Raw genomic sequence first — 21,374 nt, forward strand, 5'->3', positions numbered from 1 at the left:
GACCTGGGCAAGATCAAGACGCAGGACGACACCCCGGGTCTGGCTGTCTACGACCCCGGCTTCGTCAACACTGCGTCGTGTCGGAGTGCGATCACGTACATCGACGGCGAGAAGGGGATCCTGGAGTACCGCGGGTACCCGATCGAGCAGTTGGCTGAGAAGTCCAACTTCCTCGAGGTCGCCTACCTCCTCATCCATGGCGCACTCCCCTCCAAGGAGGAGTACGACAACTGGGTGCACGAGATCACGTACCACACGTTCGTCCACGAGAACGTGAAGAGCTTCATGCAGGGGTTCCGCTATGACGCGCACCCGATGGGCATGCTGATGGCCTCGGTCGGCGCACTGTCGACCTTCTACCCGGACGCGCGCGACATCAACAACCCCGAGAACCGGCACATGCAGATGGTCCGGATGATCGCCAAGATGCCGACCCTGGGGGCCTGGGCCTTCCGGCACGCGCAGGGCAAGCCCTACGTGTACCCGGACAACGACCTCGGCTACACCGCGAACTTCCTCTCGATGCTCTTCAAGATGAGCGAGCAGAAGTTCGAGGCGGACCCCCGCCTGGTCAAGGCTCTCGACGTGCTCTTCATCCTGCACGCCGACCACGAGCAGAACTGCTCGACCAACGCCGTGCGCTCGGTGGGCTCGTCGCAGGTCGACCCCTACTCCGCGGTCGCCGCCGGCGTCGGCGCCCTCTTCGGCCCGCTGCACGGCGGCGCCAACGAGGCCGTCCTGCGGATGCTGCGCCGCATCGGCTCCAAGTCGAACATCCCCGCCTTCATCGAGGGCGTGAAGAACGGCAACGAGCGCCTGATGGGCTTCGGTCACCGGGTCTACAAGAGCCACGACCCGCGCGCCCGGATCATCAAGAAGGCCTGCGACGACGTGTTCGAGGTGACCGGGGTCAACCCGCTCCTCGAGATCGCCCAGGAGCTCGAGAAGATCGCGCTGGAGGACGAGTACTTCGTCAAGCGGAAGCTCTACCCCAACGTGGACTTCTACTCCGGCCTGATCTACGAGGCCTTCCAGTTCCCGCCGGAGATGTTCACCGTGCTGTTCGCGATCGGCCGCACCCCCGGCTGGCTGGCCCAGTGGCTCGAGCTGGTCCAGGACAAGGAGCAGAAGATCGCGCGTCCCAAGCAGATCTACACCGGCGACCGGACCCTGGACTTCGTCCCGGCCTCCGAGCGTTGGGCGTGACTCGCCGCCCTGCGGCTTTCACGAGTTAACTCGTGAAACCCCCGCTTCCCACACGAAGGAACACGTGGGAAGCGGGGGTTTTGCGTGGGGAGTACGGCGCGGCCGGGCGCCGCGCCGTACGACCTCAGGCGGTGTCGTTGCCCGACGCGGCCGAGCGTCCGGCCTCCAGCAGGGCGACCGGGACGCGGTACGGCGAGCAGGACACGTAGTCCAGGCCCACCTCGTCGAAGAAGTGGATCGAGGCCGGGTCTCCCCCGTGCTCGCCACAGACCCCCAGGTGCAGGTCGGGCCGGGTCGCCCGGCCCCGCTCCACCGACATCCGCACCAGCTGCCCCACACCCTCGACGTCGAGGCTCTCGAAGGGCGAGACCCCGAAGATGCCCTTGTCGAGGTAGGTCCCGAAGAACGACGCCTCGACGTCGTCGCGTGAGAAGCCCCAGGTCATCTGGGTGAGGTCGTTGGTGCCGAAGGAGAAGAACTCCGCCGCCTTCGCGATCTCGCCGGAGGCCAGCGCCGCGCGCGGCAGCTCGATCATCGTGCCGACCTTGTAGTCCGGCGCGATCCCGGTCTCGGCGGCGATGTCCTCGGCCACCTTGACGATCTCCGCCTTGACCAGCTCCAGCTCCTGGGCGGTGGCCACCAGCGGGATCATGATCTCCGGGCGCGGGTCCCCGCCGGCCTTCCGGCGCAGCGCCGCGGCCTCCAGGATCGCCCGCGCCTGCATGGTGAACAGGCCCGGGATCACGATGCCCAGGCGCACCCCGCGCAGACCGAGCATCGGGTTCTGCTCGTGCAGGCGCCGGACGGCGTCGAGCAGCTTGTGGTGCTTGGTGTTCTGCTTGCCGTGGTCGTCCTCGATCGCCACCTGGACCGACAGGTCGGTGATGTCGGGGAGGAACTCGTGCAGCGGCGGGTCGATGAGGCGGATCGTCACCGGCAGCCCGTCCATCGCCTCGAGGATGCCGACGAAGTCGTCGCGCTGCATCGGCAGCAGGGCGTTCAGCGCGACGGCCTGCTCCTCGTCGTTCTCGGCGATGATGAGGTGCTCGACCAGCTCACGGCGATCCCCGAGGAACATGTGCTCGGTACGGCACAGCCCGATCCCCTGGGCGCCGAAGCGGCGGGCACGGGCGGCGTCCTCGGGGGTGTCGGCGTTCGCGCGCACCTGGAGGCGGCGCAGCCCGTCGGCCTGCTTCATGATCCGGTCGACCGCGCGGACGATGACGTCGTCGGCGCCGGAGGGATCGCCCTCGAAGTGGCGCACCACGAGCGAGTCCACCACCGGCACGGCGCCGGCGAAGACCTCCCCGGTCGACCCGTCGATCGAGATCACGTCCCCCTCCCGGACCACCACGTCGTCACGGCCGGTGAACTGGCGCCGCACCGGGTCCACCAGCAGCTCGTCGGCACCGCACACGCAGGTGCGGCCCATGCCGCGCGCCACGACCGCGGCGTGCGAGGTCTTGCCGCCGCGGCTGGTCAGGATGCCCTTGGCGGCGACCATGCCGACCAGGTCGTCGGGGTTGGTCTCGCGACGGACCAGGATGACGTCCTCGCCGCGCTCGGCCCACTCGGCGGCCCGGCGCGAGTCGAAGACCACCTTGCCCACGGCCGCCCCGGGCGAGGCGTTCATGCCCCTGCCGATCAGCTGCCGCTCGGCGTCGGCATCGAAGCGGGGGAACATCAGCTGGGCCAGCTGCGCGCCGGTGACCCTCTCGACAGCCTCGTCGAGGGTGATCAGGCCCTGGTCCACCAGCTCGCACGCGATCCGGAACGCCGCCTCCGCGGTGCGCTTGCCGACCCGGGTCTGCAGCATCCACAGCTTGCCCTGCTCGACGGTGAACTCGATGTCGCACAGGTCGCGGTAGTGCCCCTCCAGACGCTTCATGATCTCGAGCAGCTCGTCGAAGGCGCCCTTGTCGATCCGCTCGAGGTCGGCCAGGCCGATGGTGTTGCGGATGCCCGCGACCACGTCCTCGCCCTGCGCGTTCTCGAGGTAGTCGCCGTACACGCCCTGTGCCCCGGTGGCGGGGTCGCGGGTGAAGGCGACCCCGGTCCCGGAGTCGTCGCCGCCGTTGCCGAAGACCATCGAGCAGATGTTCACCGCAGTGCCCAGGTCGTGCGGGATCTGCTCCTGGCGCCGGTAGAGCGCGGCGCGCTCGGTGTTCCAGGACTCGAAGACGGCCAGCACGGCCATGTCGAGCTGGGTGCGCGGGTCCTGGGGGAACTCCCGGCCGCTGTGCTCGAGGACCAGGCCCTTGAAGGTCTCCACCAGTCCGCGCAGGTCCGCGGCGGTGAGCCCGAGGTCGTCGGTGGTGCCCCGCTCAGCCTTGAGGGCGTCCAGCGCGTCGTGGAAGACCGCCGCCTCGATGCCCAGGACCGTGCTGCCGAACATCTGCAGCAGCCGGCGGTAGGAGTCGTAGGCGAAGCGCTCGTCGCCCCCGGCCGTCGCGGCCAGGCCCTCGACCGAGCGGTCGTTGAGCCCGACGTTGAGGACCGTCTCCATCATCCCGGGCATGGAGAACTTCGCCCCCGAGCGCACCGAGACCAGCAGCGGGTCCTCCGGGTCGCCCAGACGCTTGCCGCGCAGCGCCTCCAGCATGGCCAGGTGCTCGCTCACCTCCTCGGCGAGCCCGTCGGGCGAGCGACCCTGCTTGAGGAAGGCGCGGCACGCGTCGGTGCTGATGATGAACCCCGGAGGCACCGGCAGACCGAGCCTCGTCATCTCCGCGAGGTTCGCCCCCTTGCCACCGAGCAGGTCCTTCTGGTCCTTGCCGCCCTCCGCGAAGGCGTACACGTACTTGGTCATGGCGTCATCCTGTCCCGCAGCGTGTTCGGTCCAACAGGGTCTGTGGTCCCCACCACAGCTCAGACGATCTTGCGGTCCCGGCCCTCCCAGTACGGCGCGCGCAGGTCGCGCTTGAGGATCTTCCCGGTGGGGTTGCGCGGCAGCGCCTCGAGGACGTCGACGGACTTGGGGCACTTGTAGTGCGCGAGCCGTCCGCGGCAGTAGTCGATCAGCTCGGCCTCGTCGGCGGCGGCTCCCGGCTTCAGCGCCACGACCGCCTTGACCGACTCCCCCCAGGTCTCGTCGGGGATGCCGATGATCGCCACCTCCATCACCGCCGGGTGCTCGGCCAGGACCCGCTCGATCTCGGGCGAGTAGATGTTCTCCCCGCCGGAGATGATCATGTCCTTGATCCGGTCCTGGACGTAGACGTAGCCGTCCTCGTCGACCTTGCCCATGTCGCCGGTGCGGAACCACCCGTCGGCGGTGATCACCTTGGCCGTCTCCTCGGGCTTGCCCAGGTAGCCCTTCATCAGCTGCGGGGTGCGCAGCCAGATCTCCCCGTGCTCGTCCGCGGGCAGGTCACGGAGGGTGGCCGGGTCGACGACGCGCACCTCGCACTGCGGCAGCGGCACGCCCGCCGAGACCAGCCGCTCGGGGTGCTCGGCGTCGCGGTGAGCCTCGGCGAGCAGGTGGGTGGCCACACCGGCCACCTCGGTGAGCCCGTAGACCTGGATGAAGTCGGTCTCGGGCCAGGCCTCCATCGCCGCGCGCAGCAGCGGCAGCGGCATCGGGGCGGCGCCGTAGGTGTAGGTCTTCAGGGCCCCGAAGAGGCGCACCGCGTCCGGTCCGGACTGGAGCACCTGGGCGAGCACCGCCGGCACCAGGAACGTGCGGTTGGCTCCGGCCATGATCGCGCCCGCCAGCGAGGCGGCGTCGGGCTCGCGGGTCATCACGCTGGCGATCCCGTCGTGGATCCCGAACAGCACGTAGGACGACCCCCCGACGTGGAACAGCGGCATCGCCACCATCGACTTGTCACCGGGCTCGAAGTCCCAGCCGTCGTGAGCCAGGACGGTGTGCGAGACCATGTTGGCGTGGGTGAGCATCACCCCCTTGGGCAGCCCGGTGGTACCCGAGGAGTACATCACCAGGCAGACGTCGCCCGGCTCGGTCTCGCCCGGACGGGCCAGCGGCTGCGAGTCGGCCAGCCACGCCTCGTACTCGTCGCCCTCCTCGCCCTCGGGGGTGACCTCGATGATCCTCTCCACCCCCGGGATGCGGTCGCGGATCGCCTCGATCGTCGCCCTCAGCTCGGAGCCGACCACCAGCACCTTCGCGCCCGAGTCGTTGACCGCGTAGTCGACCTCCTCCCCCGCCAGGCGCCAGTTCACGATCGCGTTCGCCGCGCCCAGCGAGCCGGCCGCGAGGCTGATCTCGACGCAGGCGGGGTGGTTCTTGTCGAGGAACCCGACCACGTCGCCACGCCGTACGCCGAGCGCGTGCAGGCCGCCCGCGGCGCGGCGCACCCGGTCGTCCCACTGCGCCCAGGTCCAGGTCCGCCCGCCGTAGGTCATCGCCTCCCCCTCGGGCAGGTGCTCGGCCCACCAGGAGAGGCGGTCGTCGATGAAGACCGGAGCAGGAGGCGTTGAGGTGGCGGCGGTCGGCGTGGTGGCGGTCATGGGGGTCCCTCCCTGGGAGCGGCGCGCTGGTGCGGTGATTGTGACCTAGGCCACACCGTCCGGCAAGGCGCCGATCCCGGGGACGGGACCCGGCGGACTCACCGGGGGCGGCGCACCCGCTCCTCGTCCCAGACCGGGCCGTCGGACTCGTAGACCTCGCCGTCGGCGCCGTAGACCAGGAACCGGTCGAAGCCGCGCGCGAACCACCGGTCGTGGGTCACCGCGACGACCGTGCCCTCGAACGCCTCCAGGGCCTCCTCCAGCGCCTCGGCCGACTGCACGTCGAGGTTGTCGGTGGGCTCGTCCAGCAGCAGCAGCGTCGCGCCGGAGAGCTCCAGGAGCAGGATCTGGAAGCGGGCCTGCTGACCGCCGGAGAGGGTCTCGAAGCGCTGCTCCCCGGCGTGCGCGAGCTCGTAGCGGTCCAGCACCCGGGCCGCCTGCTCGCGCCCCATCCCGCGCCGGTGCTCGTCGCCGCGGTGCAGGATCTCCAGCAGGGTCCGCCCGACCAGCTCGGGGTGCTCGTGGGTCTGCACGAACCAGCCCGGCCGCACCCGCGCCCCGAGCCGGGCCCGACCGAGGTGGCGCACCGGCTCCGGCGGCACCTCGCCGACCGGGCGGTGCTCGACGTCCGGGTCGCTGCCACCGGCGGCGAGCAGCCGCAGGAAGTGCGACTTGCCCGAGCCGTTCGACCCGAGCACCGCCACCCGCTCGCCGTACCAGACCTCGAGGTCGAAGGGCCGCATCAGCCCGCTCAGCTCGAGCTGTTCGCAGACCACCGCCCGCTTGCCGGTGCGCCCGCCGCGCAGCCGCATCGTCACCTGCTGCTCGCGTGGCTGCTCGGTGGGCGGGCCCGCCTCCTCGAACTTGCGCAGCCGGGTCTGCGCGGCGCGGTACTGCGAGGCCATGCCGTCGTTGAACTCCGACTTGATCCGGTAGCGCAGCACCAGCGCCTTGAGCTTGGCGTGCTCCTCGTCCCAGCGCCGACGCAGCTCCTCGAGCCGCGCGAAGCGGTCCCGGCGCGCCTGGTGGTACGACGTGAAGCCGCCGACGTGCGTCCAGACCGAGTTGCCGGCCGCGCCCAGCTCGAGGGTGACCACCCGCGTCGCGGTGTTGTCGAGGAGCTCGCGGTCGTGGGAGATGAACAGGATCGTCTTGGCCGACTCGCGGATCCGCTGCTCCAGCCAGATCTTGCCGGGCACGTCGAGGTAGTTGTCGGGCTCGTCGAGCAGCAGGACCTCGTCCGGGCCGCGCAGCAGGTACTCCAGCACGAGCCGCTTCTGCTCGCCCCCGGACAGCGAGCTCAGCTCGCGGTACTTCGCCCGGTCGAAGGAGGTGCCCATCGCCGCGGTCGTGCAGACGTCCCACAGCACCTCGACGTCGTACCCGCCGGCGTCGGCGAACTCGGCCAGCGCCGTGGCGTAGCGCATCTGGGTCGCCTCGTCGTCGGAGTCCATCAGCGCCCGCTCGCAGCGGTCCACCGCGGCGGCCGCCGCCCGGACCCGCTGCGGGGCCACCGAGAGGAGCAGGTCGGCGACCGTCGGCGCCTCGTCCGCGCCCTCCTCGGGCCGCGCCGCGGCCGGGTCCACGATCCCGTGGCCGACGAACTGTCGCATCACGCCGAGGCCCCCCGAGCGGGTGACCGCGCCGGCGTGCGGGACCAGGTCGCCGACGACGATGCGCAGCAGCGTCGTCTTCCCGGCCCCGTTGGCCCCGACCAGGGCCACCTTGGCCCCCTCGCCGACCCGGAACGAGACGTCGTCGAGCAGCACCCGCCCGTCCGGCAGCTCGTAGCGCACCCCGGCGACATCCACATGACCCACGCGGCGATTCTCGCGCACGGCGCGCGCGCCGCGAAACCGATAAGCCCATAGACTCGCCCCCGATGACCAGCGCCCCCGAAGAGCTCTCCCTGTCCCGACCCGACGCGGAGGCGAGCCCCCAGACGCGGCCCTGGGCCCGCGCCCTGGCGCTGGGTGTCTACGCGGTCGCGCTGCTGCTGTGGACGTTCGCCTTCGGCATCCCCAGCGACACCGTCCAGGTGTTCGGGTGGCTGTGGCTGGGCACCATCGCCTGGCAGATCGAGGCCCCGCCCCGCCAGCACCTCGGCTTCCTGCGCGACTGGTGGGTCCCGCTGGTGGGACTGATCGTCTACTTCTACAGCCGCGGCCTCGCCGACGAGCTGGGGTTCGCCCCGCACATCCAGATGCCCATCGACGTCGACCTGTGGCTGGGCGGCGGAACCCTGCCCACCGAGCGGCTCCAGGACGTGCTGTGCGGCGACCCGTGCCTCGCCTCGAGCGACCCGCGCTGGTACGACCTGCTGTTCACCAGCGTCTACACCTCGCACTTCGTGGTGGGGCTCACCCTCGCGGTGGTGCTCTGGCTGCGCAACCGCGGCGAGTGGCTGATGTGGATGCGGCGCTACCTGGCCATCAACTTCGGCGCCCTGGTCATCTACATCCTCTACCCGATGGCGCCGCCGTGGATGGCCGCGCGCGACGGCTACATCGCCGTCGACCTCCCGCGCCTCACCGGGCGGGGCTGGGCCGACGTCGGGCTGGAGCGCTTCCACCTGGTGCTGCAGGGGGTCGGCAACCCGGTGGCGGCGATGCCCTCACTGCACGCGGGCATCGCCTTCCTGGTCGCCCTCTACGCGATCCAGCGGCTGCGCAGCCCGCTGCGGTGGCTGGTGCTGGCCTACCCGCTGGTGATGTCGCTGGCGCTGGTGTACTACGCCGAGCACTACGTGATCGACATCGTGGCCGGGGCCGCGCTCGCGCTCGCGACGTTGGCGGCGTGCCGCCGCTGGGAGCTGAGCCGCGGCCGCTGAGCCGCGTCGTCGTCCGCGCCGTTGCGCGCGCGGATGTGCAGCTGCTCCATCCGGGCGTCGAGGTCCGCCGCGCTCTCGGCGGCCTCCCGCAGCTGGCGCGCCAGCTCGCCGGGGACCGCGGCCCGGTACTTGTAGTAGATCTTGTGCTCGAGGCTGGCCCAGAAGTCCATCGCGACCGTGCGGAACTGCACCTCGACCACCACCGGCACCACGCGGTCGGAGAGGTGCACGGGCACCTCGACCAGCACGTGCAGGCTGCGGTAGCCGTTGGGCTTCGGCTCGATGATGTAGTCCTCGACCTGGACGATGCGCAGGTCCGACTGGCTGCCAAGCAGGTCGAAGACCTGGTAGACGTCGGAGGTGAAGCTGCACGTCACCCGGATCCCGGCGATGTCGGTGATCTCGGCGCGGATGGCCTCCAGGGTCGGCTCGACCCCCCGCCGGCGCACCTTGGCCAGCAGGCTCTGCGGCGTCTTCAGCCGCTGCTGGACGTGCTCGATGGGGTTGTAGTCGTGCAGGTGGGCGAACTCCTCCTGCAGGATCGAGATCTTGGTCGCGACCTCCTCCATGCCGAACTTGAACTCCATCATGAAGCGGGTGAACTCTCCACGCAGCTCGAGCATCTCCTCGAGGTCGAAGTCGTCGGTCGCCAGGTCGGGCACCGATCCACCGTTCTGCGTCAATGCGTCCACCCGTCCACCGTACGTACCGATCCTTCACGTTGGCTGAGGGCCCGGCTCTCGACGAGACCTGACCCGGCCCCGACCCCGACCCAGATGTGTACCCCCGCCGCGCCTGCGGCATGCGCGACGCCGGCCCGCGCGGCGCCGGCTCAGCCGCGGTCCAGGCGCTCGGCGAGCCGGCGCGCGGCCACCTGCACGATCTCCCAGGCGGTGGCGAAGGGAGGCGCGTAGGACAGGTCCATCCAGGCGAGGTCGTCCACGCTCATCTCACCCCACAGCGCCGACGCCGCGGAGTCGATGCGCTTGCCCGCGCCGGGGCCGCCGACGATCTGAACCCCGAGCAGCCGGCGGCTGCCCGTCTCGGCGAGCACCTTGACCGCGATCGGGGCGGCCTCGGGCATGTAGCCGCTGGCGGTGCTGCCCTCGGTGACGAGACCACACGTGGGCAGCCCGGCGCTGTGCGCCTGGGCCTCGCTCAGCCCGGTGCGCGAGATCTCGACGTGCTGGTCCGCGTGCAGGAACCGGGTGATCGCGGTGCCGAGCACGCCGGCGAACTCCGCGCGCCCGCCACCGATGTTCGTGCCGGCGACCCGGCCCTGCTTGTTGGCATGGGTCCCCAGCGGCAGGTAGGTCCGCTCGCCGGTCAGGCGGTGCACCTGCTCGCAGCAGTCGCCGGCCGCCCAGACCCCGTCGGCGACGGACCCCGAGGGGTCCGGGAGCAGCCCTCCGGCGGCGCCCACCGCCAGGCCGGCGGCATTCACGAAGCCGGTCGCCGGGGCGACCCCGAAGGCGACCACCAGCAGATCGCACGGGACGCACCTGCCGTCGACGGTCTCGGCCTGGCGCACCCAGCCGTCCTCGCCCACGTGCACGCCCTCCACGGCGTCGTCCTCCACCACCTCCACCCCGCAGGCACGCAGCCGCTCCGCGATCCGCGCGCCCATGTCGGGGTCGAGGCTGCTCATCACCGTGGAGCGGGTCAGCACGGTGACGTGGAAGCCTCGGCGCAGGGCCGCCTCGGCCATCTCCACCCCGATGTAGCCCGCGCCGGCCACGACCACCGAGCCACGTGACCCGCCGGTCGCCGTGCGGTGCTCGCGCGCCATCCGGTCCAGCCAGAGCTGGCCGTCGTCGAGGTCCTTGACCGGCCCGATCCCGCCGTACGCCGCTCCGCTCTCGTCGCTGGCCCACGCCGGCAGCACCGGGCGCGCTCCGGTGGCGAGCATCAGCTGGTCGAACTCGAGCCTCGACTCCACCCCGTCGGCCGATCGACAGTCGACGGTGCGGGCGTCGAGGTCGAGCCCGTGGGCGCTCACCCCGGTGCGCAGGTCGATGCCCGCGGCGCGGTGCTGCTCGGGGGTGCGGGCCACCAGGTCGGCGCGCCGGCGTACGTCACCGGCGAGCCAGTACGGGAGGCCGCACGCCGAGTACGACGTGTCGCGGGTCCGCTCGAGCGCCACCACCTCGAGCCGGGTGTCCCGGCTGCGTGCGGTGCGCAGCGCCTGGTGTGCCGCGCTCATTCCGGCGGCGTCGGCTCCGATGACGACGAGTCGTTGGCGTTCCATCTCCCCACCCTGCCCCCCTGGGGCCAGCCGAAGCCTCCGGCGCGGGCTCTGCTCAGCCGGCAGCGTGCTCGTCGCCGGCGCGCCGGGACTCCAGCACGCGGAACCCCTTGGCGCTGGCCAGCCGCACGGTCGGGAAGCCCTGCTCGCCGAGCCAGCGCTGCAGGGAGTCGGCGCCCAGGTTCTTGCCGACCACCATCACCGCGCGCCCCCCGGGGGCCAGCCGCGGCAGCCAGGTCAGCAGCAGCTCGTGCAGGGCAGCCTTGCCGATCCGGATCGGCGGGTTCGACCAGATCTCGTCGTACGTCGCCGCGTCGTCCACCGCGTCCGGGGTGGCCGCGCGGTAGCGGTCGGCGACACCGAGCGCAGCGGCGTTCTCCCGGGCGAGCAGGAGCGCGCGCTCGTTGACGTCGACGGCGGTCACCACCGCCTCGGGCACGCAGGCCGCCACGGCCAGCCCGATCACGCCGTACCCGCAGCCGAGGTCGAGGATCCGGCCGGCCGAGGGCGGAGCGGTCTCCCGGAAGAGGATGGCGGTGCCGATGTCGAGACGGCCCTGGGCGAAGACCCCGGAGCCGCTGGTCAGCTCCAGGTCGACTCCCCAGACGTGGGCGCGCACCGGCATCCGCTTGAACGGGACCGAGGGGTCCGCGGAGAAGTAGTGCTCCTCGGGCTGGTCCGCCTGGACCGGGTCAGACGGCGGGATCAAGGGTCCGGATCCTCCTCGCATCGGTGGCCTGACGGGCCAGCTGGCCCTCGGCCGGGTAGCCGACCTCCTCGAGCGTGAGGCCGTGCGGGCGCACCACCGTCACACCGGAGTCGCGCACACCCGCCCGCAGGACGGCGTGGGCCCACGCGGGCTCGTGGCGGCGCTCCCCCACCGCGACCATCGCACCGACCAGCGCGCGCACCATGTTGTGGCAGAAGGCGTCGGCGCGCACGGTCGCGACGAGCAGCCCGGAGGCCTCACGCCGCCAGTGCAGGTCCAGCAGCGTCCGGATCGTGGTGGCACCCTCGCGCTTCTTGCAGAAGGCCGCGAAGTCGTGCTCGCCGAGCAGCAGGGCCGCCGCCTCGTTCATCGCCTCCACGTCGAGGGGCCGCGACCAGGCCAGCACGTGCGCGCGGGTCAGCGGGTCGACCGCCTCGGGGAGGTCGGCGATCCGGTAGGCGTAGCGGCGCCAGATCGCGGAGAAGCGCGCGTCGAAGCCGTCCGGGGCCGCCTCGACCCGGCGCACCCGGACGTCGGGCGGCAGGATCCCGTTGAGCCGCCGGCGCAGGGCGGGCAGCGGCGGGTCGCTCGAGCGGCCGGTGGAGGCCTCCAGCAGCGCCGGCGCGACGTCGAGGTGGACCACCTGGCCGCGGGCGTGGACACCAGCGTCGGTGCGCCCGGCGCAGGTCACCGCGGTGCCGGGAACCCTCAGCACGGTGGCCAGCGCCTGCTCCAGCTCCCCCTGGACCGTGCGCAGCCCGGGCTGGGTGGCCCAACCCTTGAAGTCGGTCCCGTCGTAGCCGAGGTCGATCCGTAGCCGGACCGTCGTTCGGGCCTCGGGCACGCTCACTGCGCGCTCACCTGCTGCCTCCTGCTCGGGGTCGATCGGCACGCCAGTCTACGGCGCGGGCCGCGGCGCGACGGCTGGGGCTAGGGTCCTCCCATGCACCTGCAGCCCCCCGACCCTGCCTCGGCGGTGCCACCCTTCGAGCAGCTGCGCACCCAGATCGCCCGGCGGGTTCGCGAGGGCGACCTGGCGCCGGGCACCCGGCTGCCCCCGGTCCGCTCGCTCGCCCAGGAGCTGGGTCTGGCCGCCAACACGGTCGCCCGGGTCTACCGGGAGCTGGAGGCCGACGGCGTCGTGGTCACCGAGGGGCGACGCGGCACGTTCGTTCGCTCCAGCCCGGCGGCCGACTCCCGGGACGTTCAGGACGCCTGCGCAGACTTCGTGCGGACCGCCCGGGGCGCCGGGCTCGCGATGACCGAGGCCGTCCGGCTGGTCGAGGAGGGCTGGGGCGCCTGACGAGCGGCGCCCGCCTGTGCAGGAGCGGGCCGTTGCCACGTCGCACTGTCCCCGGCGGCTGTCACGCTGGTCCCCGACGCCACCCCCCGCCCCCGGAGAGCCCATGACCGAGCCCCGCACCCCCACCGGCCAGGACCCGATGCTCGCGAAGGTCCGCAAGCTGCTCGCCAAGGCCGAGGACCCGGCCGCCACCGCGCACGAGTCGGAGATCTACACCGCCAAGGCCGCCCAGCTGATCGCCGACTACGGCATCGACCGGGCCCTGCTCGCGCAGGGCGACCCGGCCACGGACCCGGTCGGCGACTGCGTGGTGCTCGTGGACAACCCCTACGCGAGCGACAAGGTCGACCTGGTCGCGGCGGTGGCGCAGCAGATGCGCTGCACCGCGATCGCGCGGACCCGGTGGGTGGCCGGAGCCAAGGAGCGCTCGGTGCACCTGTTCGGGCACTCCAGCGACCTCGCTCGGGTGGAGGTCCTCTACACCAGCCTCCTGCTGCAGGCCGGCACCCAGCTGCTGCGCACGCCGGTGCCGCCCGGCGAGCACAAGGCGGCGTTCCGCCGCTCCTGGCTGGCCGGGTTCCGGATGGCGGTGACCCGCCGGCTCAGCGCGGCCGAGCACCGGGCCGAGCAGGACGCCGAGGCCCGCTTCGCGGCCGCCGGCACCTCGACAGGGCTGGTCCTGGCCGATCGCTCCGCGCAGGTGAGTGCCGCCGTGGCTGAGTCCTACCCGCACCTGCGCACCGCCCGGCCCCGCACGCTGTCCGGCTCGGGCGCCCCGCAGGGGTGGGCCGCCGGGGAGCGGGCCGACCTGGGGGGCCAGCGGGTCGGCCCCGGGCGGCGGCCCGCGTTGCGCTCCGGCTCCTGAGGACTGACCGGAGAAGCGCGAAGGCCCGCCACCCCCTGCGGGATGGCGGGCCTTGCACGGTGCGGCAGGTGGCCTGGATCAGGCCTTGTTCTCGCCCTCGGCGGGGTCCTCGGTGGGAGCCTCGTCGGCGGCGTTCACCTCGGCCGCGTCGGTGGTCTCGGCCTCGGCGGTCTCCACCTCGGTGACCTCGGTGTCGATCACCTCGCTGCGACCCTCCTCGACCTCGGCCTCGACCTCGGCGGGGACCGGGGCGGCCGCGGGGGCCTTCTCGGTCTTGACCGTCTGGGCCTTGGCCACGTAGGGCTCGGTGACGAGCTCGATCACGGCCATCGGCGCGTTGTCGCCCTTGCGGGGACCGATCTTGGTGATCCGGGTGTAGCCACCCGGACGCTCGGCGAAGCTGGGGCCGATCTCGGTGAAGAGGTGGTGCACGACCGACTTGTCGCGGATGGTCTTGAGGACCTCGCGGCGGTTGTGCAGGTCGCCCTTCTTGGCCTTGGTGATCAGCTTCTCCGCGTGCGGACGCAGCACGCGGGCCTTGGCCTCGGTGGTGGTGATCCGACCGTGCTCGAACAGCTGCGTGGCCAGGTTCGCGATGATCAGGCGCTGGTGAGCCGGGCTGCCGCCGAGGCGATAACCCTTCTTGGGGGTAGGCATAGCTTCTTCTCATTTCTCCCGAGCCGTACCAGGTACTCGAGTAGACGGGGTGGTGCCGATGTCGGGCCCGACGCGGCTGCGCCGGGCCCGAACGGGATCAGATCAGTACTGCTCGTCCTCGACGAAGGCATCGTCGTCGTCGTCGCCGTACGCAGCGAGGGCGGTGGCCGGGTCGAAGCCGGGCGCGCTGTCCTTGAGGGACAGGCCCATCTCGACCAGCTTGGCCTTGACCTCGTCGATCGACTTGGCGCCGAAGTTGCGGATGTCGAGCAGGTCCTGCTCCGAGCGCGAGATGAGCTCACCCACGGTGTGGATGCCCTCACGCTTGAGGCAGTTGTACGAGCGCACGGTCAGCTGCAGGTCCTCGACCGGGAGGGCGAGGTCGGCAGCCAGCTGCTCGTCGACGGGCGAGGGACCGATGTCGATGCCCTCGGCCTCCACGTTGAGCTCGCGCGCCAGGCCGAAGAGCTCGACCAGCGTCTTGCCCGCCGAGGCGATCGCGTCACGAGGACGGATCGACGGCTTGGTCTCGACGTCGATGACCAGCTTGTCGAAGTCGGTGCGCTGCTCGACACGGGTGGCCTCGACCTTGTAGGTCACCTTCAGCACGGGGCTGTAGATGGAGTCGACCGGGATCCGGCCGATCTCGTTGTCGGCACCCTTGTTCTGCACCGCGCTCACGTAGCCGCGGCCACGCTCGACGACCAGCTCCATCTCGAGCTTGCCCTTGTCGGACAGCGTCGCGAGCTTCAGGTCGGGGTTGTGCACCTCGACGCCGGCCGGCGGCGCGATGTCGGCCGCGGTCACGTCACCGGCACCCGACTTGCGCAGGTACATGGTCACGGGCTCGTCGTGCTCGGAGGAGACGACGAGGTGCTTGAGGTTGAGGATGACCTCGGTGAGGTCCTCCTTGACGCCTTCCACCGTGGAGAACTCGTGGAGGACGCTGTCCACCTTGATGCTCGTGACCGCCGCACCGGGGATCGACGAGAGGAGCGTACGACGCAGGCTGTTGCCGAGCGTGTAGCCAAAACCGGGCTCGAGGGGCTCGATCACGAACCGCGAACGGAACTCGTCGACGACCTCTTCCGACAGAGTCGGGCGCTGGGCGATTAGCACTTATTTCTTCCTTTCCGGGCCCACCCACCATTTGACGGGCCCGAACTGTGCACAGAGCGACTGGGAAAGGGGCACACGGGGGGTCCGAGGACCCCCCGTGTGTGGATCACTTCTTGGAGTAGAACTCCACGATCAGCTGCTCCTGGACCGGGAGGTCGATCTGGGCCCGGGTCGGGAGCTGGTGCACGAGGATGCGCATCCGGGTGGGGAGCGCCTCGAGCCACGCCGGGACGACGCGCTCGCCGTGGGTCTCGCGAGCCACGATGAAGGGCGTCATCTCGAGGCTCTTCTCCCGGACGTCGATGACGTCGTGGGCGGTCACCTGGAAGGAGGGGATGTTGACCTTCTTGCCGTTGACCTTGAAGTGCCCGTGGTTGACGAGCTGACGTGCGTGGCGACGCGTGCGGGCGAACCCGGCGCGGTAGACCACGTTGTCGAGGCGGCACTCGAGCAGCTGCAGCAGGTTGTCACCGGTCTTGCCGGCGCGCCGCGAAGCCTCGACGTAGTAGTTGTGGAACTGCTTCTCGAGAATGCCGTAGGTGATGCGCGCCTTCTGCTTCTCGTGCAGCTGCGTACGGAACTCGCTCTCCTTGACGCGCGCGCGGCCGTGCTGGCCGGGCGGGTAAGGGCGACGCTCGAACGCCGCGTCTCCACCAACGAGGTCGACACCGAGACGGCGCGACTTCTTGGTCATGGGGCCGGTGTAACGGGCCATAACTCAATGACTCCTTAAGTCTGTCTGGTCGGGGTGTCGGGGCTCAGACGCGACGGCGCTTGGGCGGCCGGCATCCGTTGTGGGGCGTGGGCGTGACGTCCTGGATGGTCCCGACCTCGAGGCCGATGGCACCCAGCGAGCGGATCGCCGTCTCGCGGCCCGAGCCCGGGCCCTTCACGAAGACGTCGATCTTCTTCATGCCGTGCTCCTGCGCCCGACGACCAGCAGCCTCGGCTGCCATCTGCGCGGCGAACGGGGTGGACTTGCGCGAGCCCTTGAAGCCGACGGTGCCGGCGGAGGCCCACGAGATCACCGCACCGGTGGGGTCGGTGATGGTGACGATGGTGTTGTTGAACGTGCTCTTGATGTGGGCTTCGCCCTGAGCGATGTTCTTCTTCTCCTTGCGACGCACCTTCTTGGCGCCGGCCGCGCTGCGGCTCTTGGGAGGCATTCAGTTTCTCCTGAGGTTGCTGGAAGCTGTGAGTTCGAGTGAAGTCGGCGTGGACGCCGTGTCCCTGGTCAGGGACAACGCGTCACTTGGCCTTCTTCTTGCCGGCGACCGTGCGCTTGGGACCCTTGCGGGTGCGGGCGTTGGTCTTGGTGCGCTGTCCACGCACGGGCAGGCCCATGCGGTGGCGGCGACCCTGGTAGCTGCCGATCTCGATCTTGCGACGGATGTCGGCCTGGACCTCACGACGGAGGTCACCCTCGATCTTGAAGTTGCCTTCGATCTCGTCGCGGAGCTTGACCAGCTCCTCGTCCCCCAGCGCGTGGACCCGGGTGTTGGGGTCGACGCCGGTGGCCGCGAGGACCTGCTGGGCGCGGGTACGGCCAATGCCGTAGATGTAGGTGAGTGCGATCTCGATGCGCTTGTCACGCGGGAGGTCAACACCAACGAGGCGTGCCATGTCTGGCGGTGTCCCTTCGGTTGTTCACAGAGGTCTCTGGTCGTGTCGCGTCCCGGGCGGGGAGCCCGGGCTCCGGCCTCTGTTCCGGAGGTGGTTTCGCCCGACTGGCCCAGAGGGCCGGCACGGGCAAGCGAGCACGTGGAAATTATTCAGTTGTGGCCGCGACGCCGGACGCGCCGGCGCGGAGCCCGGGACTCAGCCCTGGCGCTGCTTGTGGCGCGGGTTCTCGCAGATCACCATGACTCGGCCGTGGCGACGGATCACCTTGCACTTGTCACAGATCTTCTTGACGCTGGGCTTGACCTTCACGAGGAGGTCCTTTCAGTAATCGGCTGCTGTCACTTGTAGCGGTAGACGATCCGTCCCCGGGTGAGGTCGTACGGCGACAACTCCACCACCACGCGGTCCTCGGGGAGGATCCGGATGTAGTGCTGTCGCATCTTGCCGCTGATGTGGGCGAGGACCTTGTGGCCGTTGCTCAGCTCCACGCGGAACATCGCGTTCGGCAGAGCCTCGGTGATGGTGCCCTCGAGCTCGATCACGCCTTCTTTCTTCGGCATGTCCTCCGCAATCTCTCAGTGGGTTCGGGAAATGTGTCTACCGTGTTGCTCCGACCGGTGGACGAGCCACCGGACGGCCGGACCGGGAACCTCCCGCACGGGTGCGGGTGGACCTCGCGAAGCCGCTGCGTGGTCCTCTTCCCGGGCACGTCACAGGCCTGCTCTCTCGAGCACTTCTGCTGGTGGTCCGGGCAGCCGCGAGGCACCACGAAACAGACCCACGTTGGGCCGACGGTCCAGTCTAGTCGCAGCCCCTACCAAACCCCAACTCGCGAGCCGCCAGGGGGTGGGGGCGCCTGCCGCACCGCCCGGCCCGAGCACCTCGGGCCGGCGTCTCGAGCCACCGTCTCAGGCCAGCGCCTCGGCGAGCAGCCGGAGGGTCTCCTCGCGCGCGGGCGAGGCGGGGGCCGCGGTCCCGGACCGGGCGCCGGCCACCGGGTGCACCATCACCTCGTCCACGTCGTACGTCGCGGCGAGGGCGCGCAGCTCGGCGGCGGCCCGGTCGGGGGTGCCGATCACCCAGCGTCCGCGCATCGCCTCGAGCAGCCGGCGGTGCCCCTGCGAGAGCTCGACCTTCTCGGCCTCCTCGACCAGGCGCTGGGGCAGCATCGCTCCCCCGGTCTGCAGGGCCAGCATCGCGAGCAGCTGCGGCAGCGCCAACAGCTCTGCCTCCTCCTGGGTCGCCGCCACGACCACGTTCGCGGTGAGGAACGTGCGCGGCTCGGGGAGCTCCGGCGAGGGCTGGAAGCCGGTCCGGTACAGCTCCAGCGCCTCGGCGGTGCCCTTGCCGCTGAAGTGGTGGGCGAAGACGTAGGGCAGCCCGCGCGAGGCGGCCAGCCGGGCGGAGTAGTCCGAGGAGCCCAGCAGCCACACCGGCGGCACCGACGTGGCCCGCGGCGTCGCCCGCAGGGCGTGGGTGCGGCCCGCCACGGTGATCCCCACCCCGCCGCTGTCCATCATCGCGACCACGTTGTCCAGGTACTCGGGGAACCTGACGACCGCCTCGTCGCTGACCCCGCCGGCGCCGTGACGCAGGGCGTAGCCGGTGACCGGGTCGGTGCCCGGGGCCCGGCCGATGCCGAGGTCGATGCGACCGGGGTAGGCGGCCTCGAGCAGCGCGAACTGCTCGGCGACGACCAGCGGCGCATGGTTGGGCAGCATCACCCCGCCCGACCCGACCCGGATCTGCGCGGTGCCGCCCGCGACCAGGCCGATCAGCAGCGGCGGGTTGGTGGCGGCGACCGAGGGCATGTTGTGGTGCTCGGCCAGCCAGTAGCGGCGGAACCCGTGCGAGTCCGCGACGCGGGCCAGCGACAGGGTCGCGGCGAGGGCGTCACCCGTGCTCTGGTCACCGCGAACGGGCACCAGGTCGAGGACGGACAGGGCCAGCTTCGGTTCGCTCACGATCTTCGAACCAGCTGCCGGCGCCGGCTATTCCGTCCCCGGGGGCGGGCCGCCCCGGCTCACGCGCGGGCGCTGCGGCGCACCAGCAGGTAGGCCAGCAGCGCGGACAGCGCGCAGAGCACGCCCAGCACGGTCATGTTCGCGAGCCACTGGCTGGCCGAGGCGCTCCACAGCTGGTCCACGGTGGCCCCGGGGACGGCCTCGTCGGGGCGTCCCAGGTCCGCGGTCGCCGCGCACGCGGCGTACGCCCAGCGAGCCGGAGCCAGCCAGGACAGCTGCTCGAGCACCGGTCGCCCGGCGATCTGCACCAGGGCCCCGGAGAGCACCAGCTGGACCATCACCAGGCCGACCAGGGCGGGCATCGTCTGCTCCGAGCTGGTGACCACGGCGGAGACGGCCAGCCCGACCACGGCCATGGTCAGCGCCAGCGCGCCGATGGCGAGGGCGATCTCCAGGCCGCCGAGCCCGAGCGCTCCCCCGTCGTCCGGCCCGGGCAGCCCGACCAGCGCCAGCGCGGTGACCAGCACGCCCTGGCCGAAGCAGGCGGTGCCGAGGACCAGGATCTTGCTCAGCAGGTAGGCGCCCGGCGACAGCCCGACGGCGTACTCGCGCTGGAAGATCGCGCGTTCCTTGACCAGCTCGCGGATCGTGACGGCGGTGCCCATCAGCGAGGCGGCCACGATCAGGATGGTCAGCCGCTGGCCCGCCTCGCGGGCGTCGAGGAACCCGTCGGCGCCGACGGTCTCCAGCAGGGAGAGGCCGGCGCCGCCCTGCACCACCCGGCTGAGGGCGCCGAGCACCAGCGGCATCGCGAGCAGCATCGTCAGCAGCAGCCGGTCGGCCACCGTGACCGCAAGGGTCCGGCGCACCAGCGTCATCAGCTGGCGCACGTAGGACTGGCGCGGGGGCGGCGCCACCGGCCGGTTGGCCTGCGGCGCCCCCATCCCGGTCTCGCCCGCCCAGGACCCGCGGGGCGGGGGCGGGATGCGCTGCCAGAGGTCGGGCTCGTCGAGCAGGTCGAAGACCTGGGGGTAGTCCCGGCACCCGAAGTGCGCGAGGACCCCCGACGGCGGGCCGAAGTAGGCGACCCGGCCGCCGGGGGCGAGCACGACCACGTTGTCGCAGACGTCGAGGGCCAGCACGGAGTGGGTGACCACCATGACCACCCGTCCCTCGTCGGCGAGCGTGCGCAGCTGGTGCATCACGTCGCGGTCGAGGCCGGGGTCGAGTCCCGACGTGGGCTCGTCGAGGAAGAGCAGCGGCGGCGCGGTGAGCAGCTCGGTGGCGATCGAGACCCGCTTCTTCTGCCCCCCGGACAGCTGCGTGCCGATCCGGTTGTCGACCTGGCGCTCGAGCTGCATCTGTCCCACCACCTGCTGCACCCGGTGGGCGCGCTCGGCGGCGGTCGTGTCCGGGGGCAGGCGCAGCATCGCCGCGTAGGTGAGCCCCTGGCGCACGGTTAGCTGCGGGTGCTGGATGTCCTGCTGGGGCACCAGCCCGATCTGGAAGCGCAGCTGGTCGTAGTGGGTGTAGAGGTCGTGGCCCTGCCACACCACGTGGCCGTGGGTGGCGGGGGTGAGGCCGGTGAGCGCTCCGAGCAGGGTCGACTTCCCCGCTCCCGACGGGCCGATCACGGCCGTCAGCGTCGAGGGCTCGAGCTGGAAGGACACGGAGTCGAGCAGGCGGCGGTTGCCCCCGACGGTGGTCGTCAGCCCGTCCACGAAGAGCGTCATGTCGTGGCGGGTGAACCGGGCGATGAGCTGGCGCCCGTCCCAGTCGAAGGTCTGGTTGCCCAGGATCACCTCGGCCCCGGGCAGCAGCTCGACCGCGCCCACCACCCGGTTGCCGTTGACGAAGGTGCCGTTGAAGCTGCCGAGGTCGCGCAGGATCACCCGCGGCCCCAGCTCGAGGGTGGCGTGACACCGGGAGACGAGCGGGTCGTCCACGACGATGTCGCTGGTGCGGGTGCGCCCGATGGTGAGCACCCGCCCCGCCGGCCCCTCGGCCGGCATCACCGTCTGCCCGTGGGCGAGCTGGCCGGGTGGGGTGCGCGGTGCGGCGAGCACCTCCACGGACAGCTCGGGACCGCCGGCGGCGCCCAGCCCGAGCTGCACCGGGCGGCCCGGCACGAGCTGCTCGTGGGTGATCCGGCGCCCGGCCACGAAGGTGCCGTTGGTGCTGTCCAGGTCGACGACGAACCAGCCGGTGCCGCTGCGGCGCAGCTCGAGGTGGCGCCGCGAGACGTCGTCGTGCGACACCACCACGTCTGCGGCCGGGTCGCGCCCCACCATCACCGTGATCGTGTCGAACTCGCGCGTCGTCTGCGCGTGCGAGACCCGCAGCCTAGGCGCGACGGGCGGCTGGTGCGTCGTCATGGTCCCCC

Annotated in this window: 20 protein-coding genes; 4 read left to right on the forward strand and 16 right to left on the reverse strand. The window is 71.4% G+C overall.

The window, feature by feature from the left end; all coding sequences use genetic code 11:
• Positions 1 to 1,206: citrate synthase (locus AC6EH9_RS15550; protein WP_498424378.1), on the forward strand; the 1,206-nt coding region annotated here is incomplete at its 5' end.
• A gap of 124 nt (positions 1,207 to 1,330) precedes the next feature.
• Here AC6EH9_RS15550 and ppdK read toward each other — a convergent pair.
• From ppdK to AC6EH9_RS15565, 3 genes are all read right to left on the reverse strand, one after another.
• Positions 1,331 to 4,015 carry a pyruvate, phosphate dikinase gene (ppdK, locus tag AC6EH9_RS15555; RefSeq protein WP_498424379.1) on the reverse strand — a complete coding sequence of 895 codons (2,685 nt, stop codon included), beginning with the start codon at positions 4,013 to 4,015 and terminating at the stop codon, positions 1,331 to 1,333.
• 59 nt (positions 4,016 to 4,074) lie between these two features.
• Positions 4,075 to 5,676, reverse strand: a complete 1,602-nt coding sequence (locus tag AC6EH9_RS15560; protein ID WP_498424380.1) for a long-chain-fatty-acid--CoA ligase — start codon at positions 5,674 to 5,676, stop codon at positions 4,075 to 4,077.
• Between the two features lie 98 nt (positions 5,677 to 5,774).
• Positions 5,775 to 7,496: an ABC-F family ATP-binding cassette domain-containing protein gene (locus tag AC6EH9_RS15565; protein ID WP_498424381.1), complete on the reverse strand. Its 1,722-nt coding sequence runs from the start codon at positions 7,494 to 7,496 to the stop codon at positions 5,775 to 5,777.
• Between the two features lie 62 nt (positions 7,497 to 7,558).
• Between AC6EH9_RS15565 and AC6EH9_RS15570 the strand changes: the two genes are divergently transcribed.
• On the forward strand, positions 7,559 to 8,506 hold the full coding sequence (locus AC6EH9_RS15570; RefSeq protein ID WP_498424382.1) for a phosphatase PAP2 family protein: 948 nt from the start codon (positions 7,559 to 7,561) through the stop codon (positions 8,504 to 8,506).
• Here the strand turns inward: AC6EH9_RS15570 and AC6EH9_RS15575 are convergent.
• The 4 genes from AC6EH9_RS15575 to truA all read right to left on the reverse strand — a co-directional run bounded on the left by AC6EH9_RS15575 (position 8,419) and on the right by truA (position 12,304).
• Positions 8,419 to 9,198, reverse strand: a complete 780-nt coding sequence (locus AC6EH9_RS15575) for a GTP pyrophosphokinase (RefSeq protein WP_498424383.1) — start codon at positions 9,196 to 9,198, stop codon at positions 8,419 to 8,421. The two genes, AC6EH9_RS15570 and AC6EH9_RS15575, sit on opposite strands and share 88 nt — an antisense overlap.
• Positions 9,199 to 9,338: 140 nt before the next feature.
• Positions 9,339 to 10,754, reverse strand: a complete 1,416-nt coding sequence (locus tag AC6EH9_RS15580) for an FAD-dependent oxidoreductase (protein WP_498424384.1) — start codon at positions 10,752 to 10,754, stop codon at positions 9,339 to 9,341.
• Between the two features lie 52 nt (positions 10,755 to 10,806).
• Complete coding sequence (locus AC6EH9_RS15585; RefSeq protein ID WP_498424503.1) at positions 10,807 to 11,376, reverse strand: class I SAM-dependent methyltransferase; 570 nt, start codon at positions 11,374 to 11,376, stop codon at positions 10,807 to 10,809.
• Between the two features lie 67 nt (positions 11,377 to 11,443).
• Positions 11,444 to 12,304 carry a tRNA pseudouridine(38-40) synthase TruA gene (gene truA, locus AC6EH9_RS15590; RefSeq protein WP_498424504.1) on the reverse strand — a complete coding sequence of 287 codons (861 nt, stop codon included), beginning with the start codon at positions 12,302 to 12,304 and terminating at the stop codon, positions 11,444 to 11,446.
• Positions 12,305 to 12,403: 99 nt separating this feature from the next.
• On the opposite strand from truA, the gene AC6EH9_RS15595 reads away from it, so the two are divergent.
• A complete protein-coding gene (locus AC6EH9_RS15595; protein ID WP_498424385.1) occupies positions 12,404 to 12,763 on the forward strand; it encodes a GntR family transcriptional regulator in 360 nt (119 codons plus the stop codon).
• A 103-nt stretch (positions 12,764 to 12,866) separates the two neighbouring features.
• On the forward strand, positions 12,867 to 13,628 hold the full coding sequence (locus AC6EH9_RS15600; RefSeq protein ID WP_498424386.1) for a DUF2786 domain-containing protein: 762 nt from the start codon (positions 12,867 to 12,869) through the stop codon (positions 13,626 to 13,628).
• A gap of 78 nt (positions 13,629 to 13,706) precedes the next feature.
• Here the strand turns inward: AC6EH9_RS15600 and rplQ are convergent, their stop codons facing one another.
• The 9 genes from rplQ to AC6EH9_RS15645 form a co-directional block, all read right to left on the reverse strand.
• On the reverse strand, positions 13,707 to 14,285 hold the full coding sequence (gene rplQ, locus AC6EH9_RS15605; protein ID WP_498424388.1) for a 50S ribosomal protein L17: 579 nt from the start codon (positions 14,283 to 14,285) through the stop codon (positions 13,707 to 13,709).
• Between the two features lie 102 nt (positions 14,286 to 14,387).
• A complete protein-coding gene (locus AC6EH9_RS15610) occupies positions 14,388 to 15,404 on the reverse strand; it encodes a DNA-directed RNA polymerase subunit alpha (protein WP_460800350.1) in 1,017 nt (338 codons plus the stop codon).
• 106 nt (positions 15,405 to 15,510) lie between these two features.
• Positions 15,511 to 16,119, reverse strand: coding sequence for a 30S ribosomal protein S4 (gene rpsD / locus AC6EH9_RS15615; protein ID WP_498424389.1), 609 nt, complete (start codon positions 16,117 to 16,119; stop codon positions 15,511 to 15,513).
• Positions 16,120 to 16,162: 43 nt separating this feature from the next.
• The gene (rpsK, locus tag AC6EH9_RS15620) at positions 16,163 to 16,570 is read right to left on the reverse strand and encodes a 30S ribosomal protein S11 (RefSeq protein WP_460800348.1); all 408 of its coding nucleotides are present in this window, start codon (positions 16,568 to 16,570) and stop codon (positions 16,163 to 16,165) included.
• An 82-nt stretch (positions 16,571 to 16,652) separates the two neighbouring features.
• Positions 16,653 to 17,027 (reverse strand): 30S ribosomal protein S13, encoded by a 375-nt coding sequence (gene rpsM, locus AC6EH9_RS15625; RefSeq protein WP_498424390.1) that lies wholly within the window; start codon positions 17,025 to 17,027, stop codon positions 16,653 to 16,655.
• Between the two features lie 195 nt (positions 17,028 to 17,222).
• Positions 17,223 to 17,336 carry a 50S ribosomal protein L36 gene (gene rpmJ / locus AC6EH9_RS15630; protein WP_009199219.1) on the reverse strand — a complete coding sequence of 38 codons (114 nt, stop codon included), beginning with the start codon at positions 17,334 to 17,336 and terminating at the stop codon, positions 17,223 to 17,225.
• A 29-nt stretch (positions 17,337 to 17,365) separates the two neighbouring features.
• A complete protein-coding gene (gene infA, locus AC6EH9_RS15635) occupies positions 17,366 to 17,587 on the reverse strand; it encodes a translation initiation factor IF-1 (protein ID WP_026145687.1) in 222 nt (73 codons plus the stop codon).
• Positions 17,588 to 17,935: 348 nt separating this feature from the next.
• A complete protein-coding gene (locus AC6EH9_RS15640; RefSeq protein ID WP_498424391.1) occupies positions 17,936 to 18,991 on the reverse strand; it encodes an LLM class flavin-dependent oxidoreductase in 1,056 nt (351 codons plus the stop codon).
• 59 nt (positions 18,992 to 19,050) lie between these two features.
• On the reverse strand, positions 19,051 to 21,366 hold the full coding sequence (locus tag AC6EH9_RS15645) for an FHA domain-containing protein (RefSeq protein ID WP_498424392.1): 2,316 nt from the start codon (positions 21,364 to 21,366) through the stop codon (positions 19,051 to 19,053).
• Positions 21,367 to 21,374 lie beyond the last annotated feature (8 nt).

It is taken from the genome of Nocardioides sp. Z21_20, assembly GCF_059766585.1.

Coding starts and splice junctions, on each gene's coding strand:
- ppdK (WP_498424379.1), bottom strand. CDS start 4,015: ATGACCAAGTACGTGTACGCCTTCGCGGAGGGCGGCAAGGACCAGAAG.
- AC6EH9_RS15560 (WP_498424380.1), bottom strand. CDS start 5,676: ATGACCGCCACCACGCCGACCGCCGCCACCTCAACGCCTCCTGCTCCG.
- AC6EH9_RS15570 (WP_498424382.1), top strand. CDS start 7,559: ATGACCAGCGCCCCCGAAGAGCTCTCCCTGTCCCGACCCGACGCGGAG.
- AC6EH9_RS15580 (WP_498424384.1), bottom strand. CDS start 10,754: ATGGAACGCCAACGACTCGTCGTCATCGGAGCCGACGCCGCCGGAATG.
- AC6EH9_RS15585 (WP_498424503.1), bottom strand. CDS start 11,376: ATGCCGGTGCGCGCCCACGTCTGGGGAGTCGACCTGGAGCTGACCAGC.
- AC6EH9_RS15595 (WP_498424385.1), top strand. CDS start 12,404: ATGCACCTGCAGCCCCCCGACCCTGCCTCGGCGGTGCCACCCTTCGAG.
- AC6EH9_RS15600 (WP_498424386.1), top strand. CDS start 12,867: ATGACCGAGCCCCGCACCCCCACCGGCCAGGACCCGATGCTCGCGAAG.
- rplQ (WP_498424388.1), bottom strand. CDS start 14,285: ATGCCTACCCCCAAGAAGGGTTATCGCCTCGGCGGCAGCCCGGCTCAC.
- rpsD (WP_498424389.1), bottom strand. CDS start 16,119: ATGGCCCGTTACACCGGCCCCATGACCAAGAAGTCGCGCCGTCTCGGT.
- rpsK (WP_460800348.1), bottom strand. CDS start 16,570: ATGCCTCCCAAGAGCCGCAGCGCGGCCGGCGCCAAGAAGGTGCGTCGC.
- rpsM (WP_498424390.1), bottom strand. CDS start 17,027: ATGGCACGCCTCGTTGGTGTTGACCTCCCGCGTGACAAGCGCATCGAG.
- infA (WP_026145687.1), bottom strand. CDS start 17,587: ATGCCGAAGAAAGAAGGCGTGATCGAGCTCGAGGGCACCATCACCGAG.
- AC6EH9_RS15645 (WP_498424392.1), bottom strand. CDS start 21,366: ATGACGACGCACCAGCCGCCCGTCGCGCCTAGGCTGCGGGTCTCGCAC.